Genomic DNA, 16,277 nt, shown 5'->3' with positions numbered 1-16,277 from the left:
AAGGCTCCCCTTGGTCGCCGAACGGTGACAGCTTGTCCAATCCGCTTGACGGTGCGGTTGAAATCCGTACCGTCGTAGAGCTAAGGGGCGGGGTGATGGGTGTCGATGTGCTGCGATCAGAGGTTGTCGGACGGACGTTCCGTGCACTACCGTGACGAAACCGATACCTCCGGTCTCGTTGCCAGCGGTGGCCTTCCGGCCACCCGACCCTCCACAGGTGGAGCCGCCGGCACCCAGTCGGCGTTTCGGATCGAGAGCAGGTGGCCCAACCATGGCAGGTCCGAACGCTCGAACGAGGGACCGCGGCCCGCACCGTCGCCCCACGGCATCCTGCACCGCGCTCACGTGCGCATGGCCCCATCCAGGTCGGTGACCCTATGACGGTACGGCTGTTGACGAACATCGGCAGGCTCTGGACGGGCACCGACGTCTGCAGCAACGCCGCGGTGCTCATCCACGACGACCGCATCGTCTGGGCCGGGCCCGCCTCCGACCTCCCGCAGAGCGTCCCCGGCATCATCGACGACATCGTCGACGTCGACCACGTCGAGAACCTCGGCGGCGGCCTCGTCACCCCCGGCCTCATCGACGCCCACTCCCACCCCGTCTACGCGGGCAACCGGTGGGCCGAGCTCGCCATGCGCACCAGCGGCTCGTCCCACTCGGCCATCACCGCGGCGGGCGGCGGCGTCAACTCCACCGTGACCGTCACCCGCGGAACCGACCCCTGGACGCTCTGCAACGGCGTCCGCGAACGGCTCCGCCAGTGGATCCTCGCCGGCACCACCACCGTCGAGGCGAAGACCGGCTACCACCTCACCCGCGACGGCGAGCTCGCCGACATCCGGATGCTGCGGTCGCTGGAGGGCGAGCCCTCCATGCCCCGCATCCACGCCACGTTCCTCGCCGCGCACATCCTGCCGCCCGAGTTCTTCGGACGCCGCCGCGACTACATCGAGGCCGTCCGCCTGTGGGCCGGCGACGCCGCCGTCGCCGGCGCCGACTCGATCGACGTCTACTGCGACGAGGGCCACTTCACCGCCGAGGAGGCCCGCGCCCTCCTGCTCACCGGCAAGCGCGCCGGCCTCAAGGCCCGCATGCACGCCTGCGCCAACGAGCGCATCGGCGCCGCGCAGGTCGCCGCCGAGGTCGGCTGCGCGTCCGCCGACCTGCTCACCCAGGCCAACGACGACGACATCAAGGCCCTCGCCCACGCCGGCGTCACCGCCACCGTCTGCCCCGGCAGCTCCCTCAACAGCAGCCGCGCCCCGGCGCCCGTCCGGCAGATGCTCGACCGCGGCGTCACCGTCGCCCTCGGCACCGACCACAACCCCGGCCAGTGCGGCATCACCTCCATGCCCCTCGTCATCGGGCTGTCGGTCGCGATGTTCGGGCTCAGCGTGACCGAGGCGCTGCGCGCGGCCACCCTCGGCGGTGCCGCCGCGCTGCGCGTCGGCGACCGCGGCTCCCTCGCCCCGGGCATGCTCGCCGACATCGTCCTGTGGGACGCCGACCACGAGGGCGCCTTCGCCTGGGCGTTCGGGCTCCGCGCCCTGCGCATCTGGCGCGGCGGCGTCCCCGTCCAGCCCTGACGGGCGACGCGGGGGCGGCGGGTAGCGTCGCCGCCATGGGCAATGCGGTCGCGGTCGTCACCGATTCCACCGCCTACCTTCCCCCCGGGCTCGCCGAACGGCACGGGCTGACCGTCGTCCCCCTCCAGATCGCCGTCGGCGGCGCCACCCGGGACGAAGGCGACATCAGCACCGCCGAAGCCGCCCTGGCGCTGAAGGAATGGCACCCCGTCACCACGTCCCGTCCCGCGCCCCGGCGGTTCGCCGACGCCTACGAGGCCGCCGCCGCCTCGGGCGCGCGCGAGGTGGTCTCCGTGCACCTGGCCTCCGCCATGTCGGGGACGGTCGAAGCGGCGCGGCTCGCCGCCGAGGACGCCCCCGTGCCCGTGCGGGTCGTCGACAGCGGGACCATCGGCATGGGCCTCGGATTCGCCGCGCTCTCCGCGGCGGCCGCCGCGATGGCGGGCGGGTCCGCCGACGACGCCGTGTCCGCCGCCGTCCGGCGGGCCGGGTTCACCCGGTCCCTCATCTACGTCGACACCCTGGAGCACCTGCGGCGGGGCGGCCGGATCGGCGCCGCCGCCTCCCTGTGGGGCTCCGCGCTGATGGTCAAGCCGCTCCTGGAGATCACCGGCGGGCGCATCGCGCCGCTGGAGAAGGTCCGCACGTCCTCGCGGGCGCTGGCCCGGCTGGAGGAGCTGGCCGTGGCCGAGGCCGGAGCCCGGCGCGTCGACCTCGGCGTCCAGCACCTCGCCGCCGCCGCCCGCGCCGAGACCCTCGCCGCCCGGCTGCGCGAACGCGTCCCGCACGTCCAGGACGTCTACGTCGGCGAGGTCGGCCCCGTCATCGGCGCCCACGTCGGCCCCGGCATGCTGGGCGTCGTCATCGCCCCCCAGCTCTGACCCCGCGGGCGCGGGAGCTCAGGGGCGCAGGAGGCGGCGCAGGACGGTCGGCGGGTGACCGGTCTCCGCCCTGACCGTCCGTGTGAGATGCGCGTGGTCGGCGAAGCCGAGATCGGCGGCGAGGCCGGACAGGTCCCGTTCGCCCTGCTCCAGGCGGTCCAGGGCGAGCCCGACCCGGATCCTGTTCCGGTACCGGGTGACGGACATGCCGGTCTCGCGGCGGAACGTCCGGCTCAGGTGGGAGGGGGAGACCTCCAGGAGGCGCGCCAGGGAGACGAGCCCGGCCGCCTCCTGATGACCGCTCGCCATGGCCTCGCGCGCTTCGTCGACCAGGGCGCGGCGCTTCCCGCCCTGCTCGTCCACGGCGAGGTGGGCGAGAAGGTCCATCAGCCGCTCGGCCGTCTCGAAGGCCACGTCCGGGCCGGAGCGCAGGAGGAGGCGATGGGCGACGTCTGCGCGCGCGCTGACCCTGACCGTCCCGGACGGGCGCCGCCACAGGCCGGCGGAGAGCATGATCGACGTGCACACGTCACCGCCCGCGGGGTGCGCGAACTGGCCCTCCTCACCGACGGTCTGGGCATAGCCCATGGTGCGGTCGACGACGGCGCGTCCGTGGCGCGACCGCATGCGGAACCGCCCCGACCGCACCAGGACGATCTGATCGCCGGTGAACGGCTCGGGCTCCGACCATCCGGGCTGGTGCCCCGTGCAGCGCACCGTGTGGACGGCGAAGTCGTCCGTCTCCGCCACGGTGGTCGATTCGCGCATGCCCGCCATCGTACGCAGGCGCAAACATCTTCAAGCACCGCCGGACGGCCGCCCAGCACACTCGCGGGATGGTCGGACGGTGGCTTCTAGCAGTGCTGCTCACAGGGCAGGCGATGGTTTCGATGGACGGCTCCATCGTGGCGGTGGCGATGCCGGACATCGCGGAAGGTCTGCACGCGTCCGGCTCGCTGCTGCAACTCGTCACGGGCGGCTACATCTTCGCCTTGGCCGTCCTCGTGGTCACGGGCGCGCGACTGGGCGACAGCTACGGCCACCGCACGATGTTCTTCCTGGGGCTGCTCGGCTTCACGGTCGCATCGTTGGCGTGCGGGCTGGCACCGACCGGTGCCGTCCTTGTCGCCGCGAGGATCTGCCAGGGTGCAGCGGCCGCACTCCTGCTTCCGCAGGTGCTGTCTTTGATCCAGCTGTCCTTCGAGGGGGCGGCCAGGGCGCGTGCACTCGGCCTGTACTCGATGGTCCTGGCGTTGGGGGTCGCCTTGGGGCAGGTGGCAGGAGGCGTCATCGTGACCCTCGGCGGCAGTTGGCGGCCCATCTTCCTGGTCAATGTCCCTGTGGGAGCCGTGCTCCTCGCCATCGGACCACGTCTGATGCCGCCGGAACACAGGAAGGCCGTCCGCCTGGACCTGTCCGGCGTGGTTCTCCTCTCCTTCGGCATGGGCGCGCTCGTCATACCCCTGGTCCTCGGCAGGGAACAGCACTGGCCGCTGTGGACGTGGCCGTCCATGGCGACGGGATGCGTTGTGCTCACCATCTTCTGCGTCCATGAGCTGAGAACGGCGTCGCCGCTTCTGGACCTCTCGGTGCTGCGCAGACCGTTCATCAAGCCCGGCCTGTTCGCCTCCTGCGCGGTGATGGGCGCCTACACCGGCTTCCTCTTCACACTCGCGCTCTACCTGCAGAACGTGCTCGGCTTCTCGCCGCTCCACGCCGGGCTCACCTTCCTCCCGTACACCGCGGGATTCGCGACGGCGGGCCTGGGATGGACACGCCTGCCCCTTTCCGCGAGAACGAACCTGCCGACATGGGGGCTGCTCACGTTCGCCGCCGCCGCTTCGGCACTGGCCTTCCTGACCCGGGACGGCTGGCCGGTGCTCCTGGCGGCGCCCCTCCTGTACGCCGCCGGGGCCGGTCACGCCGCCGCCTTCAGCCCTCTCGTCGACCGGATCACCGGGGCCGCGGGACCGGCGCAGGCCTCGTCCGTCTCCGCCCTGACGAACACCGGCGCGCTGCTGTCGAACGTCCTCGCGATCGCGGTGTTCGGCGGCGTCTACCTCTCGACGCCCGGCACGTTGACCCGCGTCGCGGCCCTCCTGGCGGCGCTGCTCGTCCTCGCGGCCGCGGCGTCCCGGCGCCGCTGACCCAGGGTTATCCACACTTTCCGAACTCCGCGAACCCGGCCCACCGGCCTCCTTAACGTCGGGCTCCATGAGACCTGACATCGAAGACCGCCTGCACGCCCTCACGGGCCGGTGGAAGCCGCCCGCCGCGTCGGCCGACGCGCCGCCCGCCGCCCGGTTGCGCGCGACGCCCGACCGCTCCCACGTCCGCACGCTCGTCCTCGTCGGCGTGCTCGCCGCTCTGGTGGCCGTCGGATATCTCTGGCTCGCCCGTCCGCGCCCCCAGCCGGCGGCCCCCGCGGCGACCGCCTCGCTCGTCGAACCGCGTCCCACCCTGTCGGCCAGCCCGGCGGCGTCGGCGTCCTCCCCGGTGGTCGTCCACGTCCTCGGCAAGGTCGAGCACCCGGGGGTGATCACCCTGCCGTCCGGTTCCCGGGTCGCCGAAGCCATCAAGGCCGCGGGCGGGGTCCGTCCGGGCGCGAAGACGGGAGCCCTCAACCTGGCCCGCCCCCTGGTGGACGGCGAACAGATCCCCGTCGGCGTCCGCGCGCCGTCACCGCCCCCACCGGCCCCACCGCCGCCCGGCGGCGCGGCCCCGCCCGCCCCGGGCGCGCCCGGCACCCCTCTCGACCTCAACGCGGCCACCCCCGACCAACTGGACGACCTTCCCGGCGTCGGGCCCGTCCTCGCCCAGCGCATCGTCGCCTACCGGACCCAGCACGGCGGCTTCCGCTCCGTCGAGCAGCTCCAGGACGTCAGCGGCATCGGCGCCCACCGGTTCGCCGACCTGAAGGCGATGGTCCGGGTTTGACCCACGACCTCCGCCTCCTGGCCCCGGCCCTCGCCACATGGCTCGCCGCCGCCGCGACCATCGGGCTGCCCGAGCCCCTCATCTACGGCCTGGCGGCGACCGCTGCCGCCGCGTCCCTCTACCTCCTGACCACCCACCGCCCACCCGCAAGCACCTCACCCTCCGAGCGGCAGCCACCTCTTCACCGAAACGCAGTCACCCCACGGCACCAAGTCAACCCCCAAGAACCCACCCCCGCGCCCACACATCCCCCGAACGGCGACCCCACATGGCAGACGAGTGTCGACAACACCCGCCACCCGCAGCAGAGCCCTGCCCGACCCAAGAACGGCAACCAGCGCGACCGCTACTTCACTGCGTCCCGCCTTGGCGGCGATGTCGCGCGGGGCGTGGGCGGCAGCCGGCCCGAGCGCTCCCTCAGACGACTCGTTCCGATCGCGCGGCGGGCGGAAGGCGGCGGTGCGGGGCGGCCGGGGAACGCGTGGCGGCTGCTCGCCGGGGCGGCCCTGGCTTGCGCTGCGGCGTCGGCCTGCGGGGTGGCGCTGCGGACCACGGCCGTCGGGACGGGGCCCGCGCGAGAACTGGCCCGTGCGGGACGGTTCGCGACGGCCGAGGCCGTGGTGACCGGGGACCCGCGGGCCAAGCCCGGGAACGGGCGACCGATGATCATCATCCGCGCGCGGGCGGAGGCCGTGGAGCGAACCGGGGTCCGCGTCCCGGTGCTGCTGATCGCCTCGGATCCGCGCTGGCTCCGCCTGATCCCCAGCCAGCGCGTGGGGCTCCGCGGCCGGTTCGTGCCGCCGAGGGGCCCCGGCCTGCTCGCCGCGGTCGTGATCGTGCGCGGGCCGCCGACCGTCCTCGGGCCGCCGTCCGCGATCCAGCGCGCCGCGGAGCACGTGCGGGCGAAGCTGCGAGCGGCCGTGGCCCGTCTTCCGCCCGACAGGCGCGCGGTCGTTCCGGCGATGGTCGTCGGTGACACCTCGCGCCTCGACCCGGAACTCGCGGAGGAGTTCCGGATCGCCGGGCTCACCCACCTCCTCGTGGTCTCGGGCGCGAACCTGGCGATCGTCATCGGGGCGGTCCTCGGGCTGTGCCGTCTCGCCGGGCTCGGCCGGCGCCGGGCCCCACCCGTCGCCGTCCTCGCGGTGTGCGCGTTCGTGGTCGTCGCCCGCCCGGAGCCGAGCGTCCTCCGGGCGACCGTCATGGGCCTGATCAGCCTTCTGGCGCTGCTCACCGGACGGCAGCGCCAAGGCCTGCCCGCCCTGGCGGCGGCGGTCCTGCTCCTCGTGCTCGTCGACCCGGAACTGGCGCGCTCCTACGGGTTCGCGCTGTCGGCCCTCGCGACGGGCGGCCTGCTCGTCCTGGCCCCGCCCTGGCACGAGCGGCTCGCCCGCCGGATGCCGGGCCCCCTCGCGGCCGCCCTCGCCGTCGCGGCCGCCGCCCAGGCGGCCGTCGCGCCCGTCCTGGTGATGCTGTCCGGGGAGATCGGCGTCGTCTCCGTCTTCGCCAACCTGCTCGCGGCCCCGGCCGTCGCCCCCGCCACCCTCCTGGGCGCCCTCGCCGCGGTCGCCGCCCCCTTCTCCCTGCCGCTCGCCCGCGTGATCGTGTGGCCCGCCGGCCTGGCCGTGGGCTGGATCATCTGGGTCGCGCGAACGGCCGCGTCGCTGCCCTACGCGACCATTCCGTGGACGAGCGGCGCCCTGGGCGCCACCACGCTCCTCCTGGGCGTGGGTGCGGCGGCCCTGGCCCTGCGCAGCCACCGTCTCCGCCTCCTCGCGGCCGCGGCCATGACCGGCGTCCTCGTCGGGGTCGTTGCCCTGCGCGTCATCGCCCCTTCATGGCCGCCGCCCGGCTGGCAGATGGTCGCCTGCGACGTCGGCCAGGGCGATGCCCTGGCGCTGTCGGCCGGGCCAGGCCAGGCCGTCGTCGTGGACACGGGCCCCGACCCCGCCCCGGTGGACCGCTGCCTTCGCCGACTCGGCGTGACCGACGTCCCGCTCATGGTCCTGACCCACCCGCACGCCGACCACATCGACGGGGTCTCCGGCGTCCGCCACGGCCGCACCGTCCGCGAGGTGCTGATCACGCCCCGCACCTCGGGCCGCGAGGCGCGCCGCACGTCCGGCCTCCGCGTCGACCCCGCCGAGGCCGGTCGGCAGTGGCGCGTCGGTGACCTCACCCTCTCCGTCCTCGCCCCGCTGACCACCGGGCCCGCCCTGGCACCCGGGGACGACGGCACCACGATCAACAACGCGAGCGTGGTCCTCGTCGCCCGAAAACCGGGCTTCAGCGCTCTCCTGGCCGGCGACGTGGAACTGGAAGCCCAGCGCGCCCTGCAAACAAGCGTCCCCCACGTCCAGGTGCTGAAGGTCCCGCACCACGGCTCACGCAGCCAGGACCCCGCCTTCCTGGCCGCCGCCCAAGCCTCCATCGCCCTGATCTCGGTCGGAGCCCACAACGACTACGGCCACCCGTCCGGCGCCACCCTCGCCCTCCTGCGCCGCCTCCGCACCCAGATCCACCGCACCGACCAGGAAGGAGACATAGCCATAGCCCGCACCCGCTCCGGCCTCGCAACCGTCCCTCGCCACTGACCTGTCCCCCCGGGCGCTGGGGGAGGGATCCTCGTGGTCGGCCGCGGGGGTGGGCGGGGCGTGGCATGCTGCAAGGGTGTCGGTTGAGTCCATCATTCTGGTCGTCGGTGATGAAGAGCTGCTCGTGGAGCGGGCGGTCGGGGACGTCGTCGCGTCGGTGCGGGCGGGGGATCCGGACATCGAGGTCATCGACCTGGCTCCGGGAGGGCTGGAGCCCGGGCGCATCTCGGAGCTGACGTCGCCGTCGCTGTTCGGCGGCGGGAAGGTGCTCGTGCTGCGGTCGGCGCAGGACCTGGGCAAGGACCTGACGGCCGAGGTGCTGAAGTACGCCAAGGCTCCGGCGGAGGACGTCGTGCTCGTCGCCGTCCACCCCGGCGGCGCCAAGGGCAAGGCCCTGGTGGACGGGCTGACCAAGCTCAAGGCGCGCAAGATCGCGTGCCCGAAGGTCACCAAGGCCGGGGAGCGGGTCGACTTCGTCCGGGGCGAGATCCGCAAGGCGGGCGGGAAGATCTCGGCGGACGGCGCGCGAGGGCTGATCGAGGCCGTCGGCAACGACCTGCGCGAGCTGGCCGCGGCGTGCAGCCAGCTCGTCGCCGACACCGGCGGAAAGATCGACGATGCGGCCATCGCCCGCTACTACCGCGGGCGCGCCGAGGTCAGCGGCTTCACCGTGGCGGACAAGGCGATCGAGGGACAGCTCGCCGAGGCCCTCGAGCAGCTCCGCTGGGCGCTGGCGACGGGTGTGGCGCCCGTCCTGATCGTCAGCGCGCTCGCCCAGGGCGTGCGCGGCCTGGCGAAGGTCGGCGGCGCTCCCCGAGGCGCGCGGGGAGTGGCCCTGGCCAAGGATCTGGGCATGCCGCCGTGGAAGATCGATCGCGTGCAGAAGCAGCTGCGCGGCTGGTCGGGAGACGGGGTCGCACGGGCGCTGACCGCCGTCGCCGAGGCCGACGCGGAGGTCAAGGGCGGCGCCGCCGACCCGGCGTACGCCCTGGAGAAGACCGTCGCCCGAATAGTCGCCGCCCGAGGCTGACCCGCCGCCCCCGCCAACACCGAGGAGCCCACCGCGCCAGCGGTGCGGACCGGACGCCCGCGAGGTCGAAGGAACGGTCGAGGGTAAGCAGGCACCGCTCGTCCACGCGCCTGCGGCGTCCGAGGTAGTCACCGAGATAAGGATCGGCGACTCGTAGGACGGCGGCAACGCCGCCTCCTGGGCCTGGTGAAGCCTGACCGCCGTCACAGGGCCGCTCGGCGGCCGGACGCGTGCTGCCAGAGGCTCGTGCGGGGCGTGCTGCGGGGTGCTCGTGCGGGGCGTGCTGCCGGGCGCTTATGCGAGGCGTGCCGCGGGGCGTTCGTGCGGGGCGTGTTGCGGAGCGGGGCGCTCGTGTGAGAGGTGCTGCGGGGTGCTCGTGCGGGGCGTGCTGCCGGGTGCTCGTGTGAGGGGTGCTGCGGGGTGCTCGTGCGGGGCGCGTGTGCGCATGCTGCGGGTGCTTATGTGAGGGCGTGCATGAGGGCGAGGGTGTTCTGGTACTCGCGCCAGCGGGCCACTTTGCCGTCGCGGGCTGTGAGGACGGCGATGAAAGCGGCCGTGGACTGCTTGGCCGTCCTGGTGTTCGTGCCGGTCAGCTCGTACTCCACCACGATCGTGTTCGGGTCGTGGGTGTCGTGGACGGCGATGGTGCGGCAGGCGTCTAACCGGACGGGGAACGCGGCCCGCTGCGGCTCGGCGAAGTCCAGGAACCGCTGCCTGCCCTCGAATCTGGTCGGGTGGCCGGGCGGTGCGAAGGGCGTCTCGATGACGGCGTCGTCGGTGAGGAGGTCCCCGATGAGGGAGGCCGGGTGGTCGAGCCAACGCTGCTGCATCTGCCGGAACAGTTCGCGTGGTGCGGTCGGCATGGAGCCCCTCCTAAGATGAGTGATGACTCATGATGAAGATAATGAGTCGGGACTCATCTTGTCCAGGGAGGGGCGGCTGATGCGCGCGGACGCGCGGCGCAACCGGGAGCGGATCCTGGAGGCGGCGGAGGAGGTCTTCGCCGCCGCCGGCCCGGACGCGTCGACGGAGGAGGTGGCGCGGCGGGCGGGCGTGGCGATCGGTACCGTCTTCCGGCACTTCCCGACGAAGGGCGATCTGCTGCGGGCCCTGATGAAACGGCTGTTGCAGCAGGTCACGGACGACGCGGCGGAGCTCGTCGTCGACGGAGACCCCGCAGGCGCGCTGTTCGAGTTCTTCGCGCGGCTCGTGGAACGGACCGCTGCGAACCGGGCGGTCGTGAGCCTGGTTGCGGCCGAGGGGACGGAAGTGCCGATCACCGGGCCGCTCGGATCGCTGAGTGACGCGGTGGGAGAACTGCTGGCGCGCGGGCAGGAGTCGGGCGCGATCGCCGCGGGAATCCGTCTCGACGAGGTGATGGCGCTGCTGGTCAGCGCCTGTCAGGGCACGCTGCACGGCGGCTGGGACGCCGATCTGCGCCGGCGGACGCTGGGCATCATGTTCGCCGGCCTCCGCCCGTCCCCTTGACGATTCGGTATCGCCGGAGGCGGGCGTTCTCCATCTGCGCCGAAGGGATCACCGGGTAGTGGCTGAGCAGCCTCGCATTGGTTGCGGCAAGGGGACTCCGGGACCGTCCGGTCGGCCACCGACGTGGACGCTGACGTCGCGCGCCGTCGCGGCGATCAGGGCCGGGCCGTCGGCGAGGGGCGGCATCGAGCGTCTCAACCAGCATCGGGTAGTGGCTGAGCAGCCTCGTGTTGGTTGCGGCAGGGGGGCTGCCGGGGCTGCCGGAGTCACCAGTGTGGACGCCGACGTCGCGGCGATCAGGGCTGGGCCGTCGGCGAAGTGCGGCATCGGGTGTCTCAACCGGCATCGGGCAATGCGGCGCTACGGCAGGTCTTCGTGCGCTTTCAGGCCGTCCTTCTAGGGGGTGGGGTGTTGTTCGGCCTTGGTCTTCAGGCCCTCGGCTTCCATCGCCACGTAGCGGCGGATGAGGCGGCCTGCCAGGAGGGCGAAGAGGGGGGCCAGGGGGCCCTTCTGGTCGAGGGTGAGGCGGACGGTCGACCTGCCGTCGGGGGCGGGGGCGACCTCGTGGCCGCCGGTCGTGGTGATGCCCGTGGAGCGGGACTCCCAGGTGAAGGTCCTGTTCTCCTCGAAAGCGGTGACGGTCCAGACGGTCGCGGGGAGTCTCGGCTGGTGGACGCGGGCGCGGCTGCCGAGGGTGAAGGGATCGTCCAGGAGTTCCACGCGGTCCATCGAGGCGGTCATGTCGGGCCAGCGTTCGACGTCCTTCAGGAGGTTCCAGACGGTCTCGGGCGGGGCGTCGACGTCGACGGAGATCTCGAAGTGCACGGGGCGCTCCTCAGTGATGTGCGGACGGCGGTCAGGAGCCCGGTGACGAGGGGGTCGTCGGCCCTGCCCGGCAGGTGGAGAGCGTAGTAGGGGACGGCGGGCAGGTCGATGATCTCGCGCGCCGTCAGGCCCGGGGGAGGGGGGACGCAGCCGTTGACGACGGCGAGCCCGACGCCGAGGGACGCGAAGTGCAGCATCAGGGGCCAGCCCGCGGCCTCGACGGCCAGGGACCAGGGCACCTCGGCGGCGCGCAGGGCGCGTTCGAGGGTGATGCGGTGCGGGCCCTCGGGAGGCGGGACGACGAGGGAGGCGCCGGCGAGGTCGGCGAGGGTGAGGTGGGGCCTCGCGGCGAGGGGGTGGCCGTCCGGCATGACGAGGGTCTGGGGGTAGGACGCCAGCGGGACGGCGGCGACGTCGGGGGGCAGCACGTCGAGCACGGCGACGCCGAGGTCGGCGCGGCCGGTGCGGACGGCGGCGAGGGTGCGGGCGCGGTCGCCGTTGATCAGGCGGATGCCGGGGCGGACGACGCCGCCGAGGAGGTAGAGGTAAGCGCCCTCCCCGGCGGCCAGGGCCGGGACGCGGGAGGGGGACGTGCCGTGGACGTCCGCGAGGAACGCCGTCATGCGGGCGTCGAGGTCGCGGGCGAAGCGGGCGACCTGCTCGCCGGTGGGGGTGAGGGCCAGGCGGCGCCCGTGCCTCGTGTAGAGGGGACGGCCCAGCGTGTCGCCGAGTCTTCGCACCTTGACGTGCAGGGCGGGCTGGGAGATGTGGAGCTCTTCGGCGGCGCGGGTGAAGTTGAGATGGTCGGCGAAGACCGCGAACGAGGCGAGCGCGTCCGTGGAAAGGCGGCTCAGGTCCATAGGCAGGGACTATAGCGATGGAGGTAATCGATAGTTCTGCTTTAGGGTGCGCGGGCCGAGGGTGGGGGCATGAACAGCGAACCGCGACTCGGCGTCGATTTCGGCCGGGTCATTCATGGCGGGCTCCGGGCTCCCGGCGAGGGCGACACCGTCTTTCTCGACGGGAGTTTCGAGGAGGCCCTCGCGTCCCCCGCGACCGACGGCGTCTACGAGGTGCTGCCCGGCCTGGTCGAGGCGTTCGGGGGACGGGCGTGGATCATCTCCAAATGCGGCGACCGGATCCGGGAGAGGACGCTGGCCTGGCTCGACCACCACGACTTCTACGGGCGGACGGGGCTGCCGCGGAGCAACGTGCGGTTCTGCCGGAAGCGGCAGGACAAGGCGCGGCACTGCGCGGAACTCGGGATCACCCACATGATCGACGACCGGCTGGACGTGCACCGCGCCATTCGCGAGATCGTCCCGTACCGGTACCTGTTCGGGCCGAAGGAAGGGCCCGACTGGGTGCGGCACGTCCCCGACTGGGCCGCCGCGGAGGTCATTCGCTCAGATATTCCGGCGGGACCGCGTCGACCAGCCACACCCCGTTCGCGCTGACGCGGAACTCGTGACCGCCGGCCGCCATCCGGCCGGCCTGGACGGTCAGCACGACGGGGGCGCCGCGCCGGGCGCCGACGCGCCGGGCCGTCTCGGGGTCGGGCGACAGGTGGACGGCGTGCCGCCCCATGGGCAGCAGGCCCTCTCGCAGGATGGAGCCGACGGAACGGCGCACGGTGCCGTGGTACAGCAGTTCCGGAGGGGGCGTCACCGGCAGGTTCAGCGAGACGGGGACCGAGTGGCCCTGGACGGCCCGGATCCGGTCGCCGGCGAGCTCGTAGCGCTGCTTGTCGTTGACCGCCACCACGTGTTCGAGTTCGGCGCGGGTGAGCGCGAACCCGTGGGCGGCGGTGGCCGAGAGCAGGTCGGCGACGTCCGCCCATCCCTCGGGATCGAGCGTGAGGCCGATCCGCTCGGGGCGGTGCCGCAGGTGCTTGGCGAGATACTTGGAGATCTTGACCGCGCGGCGCTCGTCCATGGACATGCGTCGGGGCCGGCGCATGGCCGGCCCCGGGCGTGCGGCTCTTACTTGGCCTGCAGGGCGGCGGCCTGCCTGGCGATCGCCGACTTGCGGTTGGCGGCCTGGTTCTTGTGGATGACGCCCTTGCTGACGGCCTTGTCCAGCTTGCGCGCGGCGAACCGCTGCGCGGCGACGGCGTCGTCCACGTTGCCGGCCTCGGCGGCCTCGCGGAACTTGCGGATCGCCGTCTTCAGCTCGGACTTGACGGCCTTGTTGCGCAGGCGGGCCTTCTCGTTCTGCTTGTTGCGCTTGATCTGGGACTTGATGTTAGCCACGTCGTAGAGCCTCAGCTTGGTCGCGATCCTGGGCCTGCGCGTATCGGCAGGCGCTGACGAAATGTCTGAACGGGGGCGGGACGGTGCCCCCGGGGCACGACGCTACGCCACACGCAGTCGCACAGCTTACCAATCACCGGGGCCGGTCCCAAACCGGACCGTGCACGGAGCATCGGACGGGACATGGGACTATGGGAGGCACAGATCCCTGTCCACCTGTGAGCATTGCGAACGGACCCCGGTGCCAGCGCCCCAGCCTGACAAGACCGATCCCGCGATCATCCGCAACTTCTGCATCATCGCGCACATCGACCATGGCAAGTCGACCCTCGCGGACCGGATGCTGCAGCTGACCGGAGTGGTCGAGGAGCGCCAGATGCGCGCCCAGTACCTCGACCGCATGGACATCGAGCGCGAGCGCGGCATCACGATCAAGAGCCAGGCGGTCCGGCTGCCCTGGACGTCCGGCGGCGTCGACCACGTGCTCAACCTGATCGACACCCCGGGCCACGTCGACTTCTCCTACGAGGTGTCGCGGTCGCTCGCGGCGTGCGAGGGCGCGGTCCTGCTGGTGGACGCGGCGCAGGGCATCGAGGCGCAGACGCTCGCCAACCTCTACCTGGCGCTCGAGGCCGACCTGCACCTGATCCCCGTCCTCAACAAGATCGACCTCCCGGCGGCGCAGCCGGAGAAGTACGCCGAGGAGCTGGCCGGGATCATCGGCTGCGACCCCGCGGACGTGCTGCGCGTGTCCGGCAAGACGGGCGAGGGCGTCCGCGAGCTGCTCGACAAGATCGTCGAGGAGGTGCCGGCGCCGGTCGGGGACCCCGACGGGCCCGCCCGGGCGCTGATCTTCGACTCGGTGTACGACACCTACCGGGGCGTCGTCACCTATGTCCGGATCATGGACGGGCACCTGTCGCGGCGCGAGAAGAGCCTGATGATGTCGACCGGGGCCGCGCACGAGACCCTGGAGGTCGGCGTGATCTCCCCGGAGCCCAAGCCCGTGCAGGGCCTCGGCGTCGGCGAGGTCGGCTACCTGATCACCGGGGTGAAGGACGTCCGGCAGGCGCGCGTCGGCGACACCGTGACCGGCGCGTCCCGGCAGGCCGCCCAGGCGCTCGGCGGCTACCGCGACCCGAAGCCGATGGTGTTCTCCGGCCTGTACCCGGTGGACGGCGACCAGTACCCGGAGCTGCGCGACGCGCTCGACAAGCTGCGGCTGAACGACGCCGCGCTGGTCTACGAGCCCGAGACGTCCGCGGCCCTCGGGTTCGGTTTCCGCTGCGGCTTCCTCGGGCTGCTGCACATGGAGATCGTCCGGGAGCGGCTGGAGCGCGAGTTCGACCTGTCGCTGATCTCGACCGCGCCGAACGTGGTGTACCGGGTCGTGATGGAGGACGGGACGGAGCACGTCGTCACCAACCCCAGCGAGTTCCCCGAGGGCAAGATCGGCACGGTGTACGAGCCGGTGGTGAAGGCGACGCTGCTGTCCCCGTCCGACCACATCGGCGCGATCATGGAGCTGTGCCAGGGCCGCCGCGGCGTGCTGCTCGGCATGGACTACCTGTCGGAGGACCGCGTCGAGATCCGCTACACGCTCCCGCTCGCCGAGATCATCTTCGACTTCTTCGACCAGCTGAAGTCGAAGACGCGCGGGTACGCCTCGCTCGACTACGAGCCCAGCGGCGAGCAGGAGTCCGACCTGGTGAAGGTCGACATCCTGCTGCAGGGCGAGTCAGTGGACGCCTTCAGCCAGATCGTGCACAAGGACAAGTCCCGCGAGTACGGCCTGATGATGACGGCCAAGCTCAAGGAGCTGATCCCGCGGCAGCAGTACGAGGTGCCGATCCAGGCCGCGGTCGGGGCGCGCATCATCGCCCGCGAGAACATCCGCGCCATCCGCAAGGACGTCCTCGCCAAGTGCTACGGCGGCGACATCTCCCGCAAGCGCAAGCTGCTGGAGAAGCAGAAGGAGGGCAAGAAGCGGATGAAGACCATCGGGCGGGTGGACGTCCCGCAGGAGGCCTTCGTCGCCGCCCTCTCGACCGGGGGCGGCGACGCCGACAAGGGCAAGAAGTAGCCGCTACTTCAGCAGGGGCCAGGCCACCGCGGACGGGACGCGCCGGAACTCGCCGCGGTTGGCGGCCCTGCCCGCGTACACCAGGAAGAACATCTCCACGGCCGTGAAGAGCAGCGGCACCCAGATGAGGAAGTCGGCGACCAGCGACAGCAGGCCGAAGACGAACCACACGGCGATGGCCGCGATGCCCATGTTGAGGCCCTGCGCGGCGTGCCTGCGCACGAACGGCGAGCGGGCCTTGCCGAGGTAGACGACGGCGGGGGCGATCGCGCCGACGAGGAACTGCCCCACGTACGCCATCAGCGACCACGTCTTCTCGTCGTCGGTGACGGGCCCGAAGTGGCCGGGCATCTGGGCGGTGTTGTTCCCGCCCTGGAAATCGTTGCCGCCCTGAGGCGGCTGCTGCTGCCAGCCCATGCCGCCCTGGGGCTGCTGCGGCTGCTGCCAGGCGTTTCCGGGCTGCTGCCAGGGGGCCTGCTGCTGCTGCCACTGGGGCTGCTGTCCCTGGCCGGGCGACGGGGGGTGCCCGTAGGCCATGGCGGACGTCCTCTCCGGTTCGCTATGAGAGCTATTGGCGAAGTGTATGACTCCTTGG

Annotated in this window: 16 protein-coding genes; 9 read left to right on the top strand and 7 right to left on the bottom strand. The window is 72.5% G+C overall.

Features of this window, described 5'->3' with window-relative positions; translation table 11 throughout:
* Nucleotides 1–377 precede the first annotated feature (377 nt).
* Both hutI and AB0K37_RS04395 read left to right on the top strand, forming a co-directional pair.
* Nucleotides 378–1,592: an imidazolonepropionase gene (gene hutI / locus AB0K37_RS04400; RefSeq protein WP_067631854.1), complete on the top strand. Its 1,215-nt coding sequence runs from the start codon at nt 378–380 to the stop codon at nt 1,590–1,592.
* 35 nt (nt 1,593–1,627) lie between these two features.
* Nucleotides 1,628–2,473 carry a DegV family protein gene (locus AB0K37_RS04395; protein WP_363974623.1) on the top strand — a complete coding sequence of 282 codons (846 nt, stop codon included), beginning with the start codon at nt 1,628–1,630 and terminating at the stop codon, nt 2,471–2,473.
* A gap of 18 nt (nt 2,474–2,491) precedes the next feature.
* Here AB0K37_RS04395 and AB0K37_RS04390 read toward each other — a convergent pair whose 3' ends face one another.
* Nucleotides 2,492–3,241 carry an AraC family transcriptional regulator gene (locus tag AB0K37_RS04390; protein ID WP_363974620.1) on the bottom strand — a complete coding sequence of 250 codons (750 nt, stop codon included), beginning with the start codon at nt 3,239–3,241 and terminating at the stop codon, nt 2,492–2,494.
* Between the two features lie 68 nt (nt 3,242–3,309).
* Here AB0K37_RS04390 and AB0K37_RS04385 point away from each other — a divergent pair, with 68 nt between their 5' ends.
* The 4 genes from AB0K37_RS04385 to holA all read left to right on the top strand — a co-directional run bounded on the left by AB0K37_RS04385 (nt 3,310) and on the right by holA (nt 9,034).
* Nucleotides 3,310–4,620 carry an MFS transporter gene (locus AB0K37_RS04385; RefSeq protein ID WP_363974617.1) on the top strand — a complete coding sequence of 437 codons (1,311 nt, stop codon included), beginning with the start codon at nt 3,310–3,312 and terminating at the stop codon, nt 4,618–4,620.
* Nucleotides 4,621–4,687: 67 nt separating this feature from the next.
* Nucleotides 4,688–5,410, top strand: a complete 723-nt coding sequence (locus AB0K37_RS04380; RefSeq protein WP_363974614.1) for a ComEA family DNA-binding protein — start codon at nt 4,688–4,690, stop codon at nt 5,408–5,410.
* A 536-nt stretch (nt 5,411–5,946) separates the two neighbouring features.
* The gene (locus AB0K37_RS04375) at nt 5,947–8,004 is read left to right on the top strand and encodes a ComEC/Rec2 family competence protein (protein ID WP_363974611.1); all 2,058 of its coding nucleotides are present in this window, start codon (nt 5,947–5,949) and stop codon (nt 8,002–8,004) included.
* A gap of 76 nt (nt 8,005–8,080) precedes the next feature.
* The gene (gene holA, locus AB0K37_RS04370; RefSeq protein WP_363974608.1) at nt 8,081–9,034 is read left to right on the top strand and encodes a DNA polymerase III subunit delta; all 954 of its coding nucleotides are present in this window, start codon (nt 8,081–8,083) and stop codon (nt 9,032–9,034) included.
* 458 nt (nt 9,035–9,492) lie between these two features.
* Here holA and AB0K37_RS04365 read toward each other — a convergent pair whose 3' ends face one another.
* The gene (locus AB0K37_RS04365; RefSeq protein ID WP_363974605.1) at nt 9,493–9,897 is read right to left on the bottom strand and encodes a nuclear transport factor 2 family protein; all 405 of its coding nucleotides are present in this window, start codon (nt 9,895–9,897) and stop codon (nt 9,493–9,495) included.
* A gap of 79 nt (nt 9,898–9,976) precedes the next feature.
* Here AB0K37_RS04365 and AB0K37_RS04360 point away from each other — a divergent pair, with 79 nt between their 5' ends.
* The gene (locus AB0K37_RS04360) at nt 9,977–10,522 is read left to right on the top strand and encodes a TetR/AcrR family transcriptional regulator (protein ID WP_363974602.1); all 546 of its coding nucleotides are present in this window, start codon (nt 9,977–9,979) and stop codon (nt 10,520–10,522) included.
* A gap of 396 nt (nt 10,523–10,918) precedes the next feature.
* On the opposite strand, the gene AB0K37_RS04355 is transcribed toward AB0K37_RS04360, so the two are convergent.
* Nucleotides 10,919–11,347, bottom strand: a complete 429-nt coding sequence (locus AB0K37_RS04355; RefSeq protein WP_363974599.1) for an SRPBCC family protein — start codon at nt 11,345–11,347, stop codon at nt 10,919–10,921.
* Nucleotides 11,287–12,207 (bottom strand): LysR family transcriptional regulator, encoded by a 921-nt coding sequence (locus AB0K37_RS04350; RefSeq protein WP_363974596.1) that lies wholly within the window; start codon nt 12,205–12,207, stop codon nt 11,287–11,289. The genes AB0K37_RS04355 and AB0K37_RS04350 overlap by 61 nt, the downstream gene beginning before the upstream one ends.
* 69 nt (nt 12,208–12,276) lie before the next feature.
* Here AB0K37_RS04350 and AB0K37_RS04345 point away from each other — a divergent pair, with 69 nt between their 5' ends.
* The gene (locus tag AB0K37_RS04345) at nt 12,277–12,804 is read left to right on the top strand and encodes a hypothetical protein (RefSeq protein ID WP_363974593.1); all 528 of its coding nucleotides are present in this window, start codon (nt 12,277–12,279) and stop codon (nt 12,802–12,804) included.
* Here AB0K37_RS04345 and AB0K37_RS04340 read toward each other — a convergent pair.
* Both AB0K37_RS04340 and rpsT read right to left on the bottom strand, forming a co-directional pair.
* The gene (locus AB0K37_RS04340; protein WP_363974718.1) at nt 12,746–13,282 is read right to left on the bottom strand and encodes an RNA 2'-phosphotransferase; all 537 of its coding nucleotides are present in this window, start codon (nt 13,280–13,282) and stop codon (nt 12,746–12,748) included. The genes AB0K37_RS04345 and AB0K37_RS04340 overlap by 59 nt on opposite strands.
* Before the next feature lie 47 nt (nt 13,283–13,329).
* Nucleotides 13,330–13,599: a 30S ribosomal protein S20 gene (rpsT, locus tag AB0K37_RS04335; protein ID WP_141577350.1), complete on the bottom strand. Its 270-nt coding sequence runs from the start codon at nt 13,597–13,599 to the stop codon at nt 13,330–13,332.
* 241 nt (nt 13,600–13,840) lie between these two features.
* On the opposite strand from rpsT, the gene lepA reads away from it, so the two are divergent.
* Nucleotides 13,841–15,682, top strand: coding sequence for a translation elongation factor 4 (gene lepA / locus AB0K37_RS04330; RefSeq protein WP_363974589.1), 1,842 nt, complete (start codon nt 13,841–13,843; stop codon nt 15,680–15,682).
* Nucleotides 15,683–15,685: 3 nt separating this feature from the next.
* On the opposite strand, the gene AB0K37_RS04325 is transcribed toward lepA, so the two are convergent.
* Complete coding sequence (locus AB0K37_RS04325) at nt 15,686–16,219, bottom strand: DUF4870 domain-containing protein (protein WP_363974586.1); 534 nt, start codon at nt 16,217–16,219, stop codon at nt 15,686–15,688.
* Between the last annotated feature and the right edge of the window lie 58 nt (nt 16,220–16,277).

Origin of the sequence: Actinomadura sp. NPDC049753 (assembly GCF_040674655.1) — a bacterium.
In the GTDB taxonomy this organism is placed as follows: Bacteria; Actinomycetota; Actinomycetes; order Streptosporangiales; family Streptosporangiaceae; genus Spirillospora; species Spirillospora verrucosospora.
Note: the sequence above shows the minus strand (reverse complement) of the source record. Positions and strands in the feature narration are given on the sequence as shown.

Bases quoted from the DNA above. Each gene is read 5' to 3' on its own strand.
- hutI (WP_067631854.1), top strand. From the start codon at position 378: ATGACGGTACGGCTGTTGACGAACATCGGCAGGCTCTGGACGGGCACC.
- AB0K37_RS04395 (WP_363974623.1), top strand. From the start codon at position 1,628: ATGGGCAATGCGGTCGCGGTCGTCACCGATTCCACCGCCTACCTTCCC.
- AB0K37_RS04390 (WP_363974620.1), bottom strand. From the start codon at position 3,241: ATGCGCGAATCGACCACCGTGGCGGAGACGGACGACTTCGCCGTCCAC.
- AB0K37_RS04385 (WP_363974617.1), top strand. From the start codon at position 3,310: ATGGTCGGACGGTGGCTTCTAGCAGTGCTGCTCACAGGGCAGGCGATG.
- AB0K37_RS04380 (WP_363974614.1), top strand. From the start codon at position 4,688: ATGAGACCTGACATCGAAGACCGCCTGCACGCCCTCACGGGCCGGTGG.
- AB0K37_RS04365 (WP_363974605.1), bottom strand. From the start codon at position 9,897: ATGCCGACCGCACCACGCGAACTGTTCCGGCAGATGCAGCAGCGTTGG.
- AB0K37_RS04360 (WP_363974602.1), top strand. From the start codon at position 9,977: ATGCGCGCGGACGCGCGGCGCAACCGGGAGCGGATCCTGGAGGCGGCG.
- AB0K37_RS04350 (WP_363974596.1), bottom strand. From the start codon at position 12,207: ATGGACCTGAGCCGCCTTTCCACGGACGCGCTCGCCTCGTTCGCGGTC.
- AB0K37_RS04345 (WP_363974593.1), top strand. From the start codon at position 12,277: ATGAACAGCGAACCGCGACTCGGCGTCGATTTCGGCCGGGTCATTCAT.
- AB0K37_RS04340 (WP_363974718.1), bottom strand. From the start codon at position 13,282: ATGGACGAGCGCCGCGCGGTCAAGATCTCCAAGTATCTCGCCAAGCAC.
- AB0K37_RS04325 (WP_363974586.1), bottom strand. From the start codon at position 16,219: ATGGCCTACGGGCACCCCCCGTCGCCCGGCCAGGGACAGCAGCCCCAG.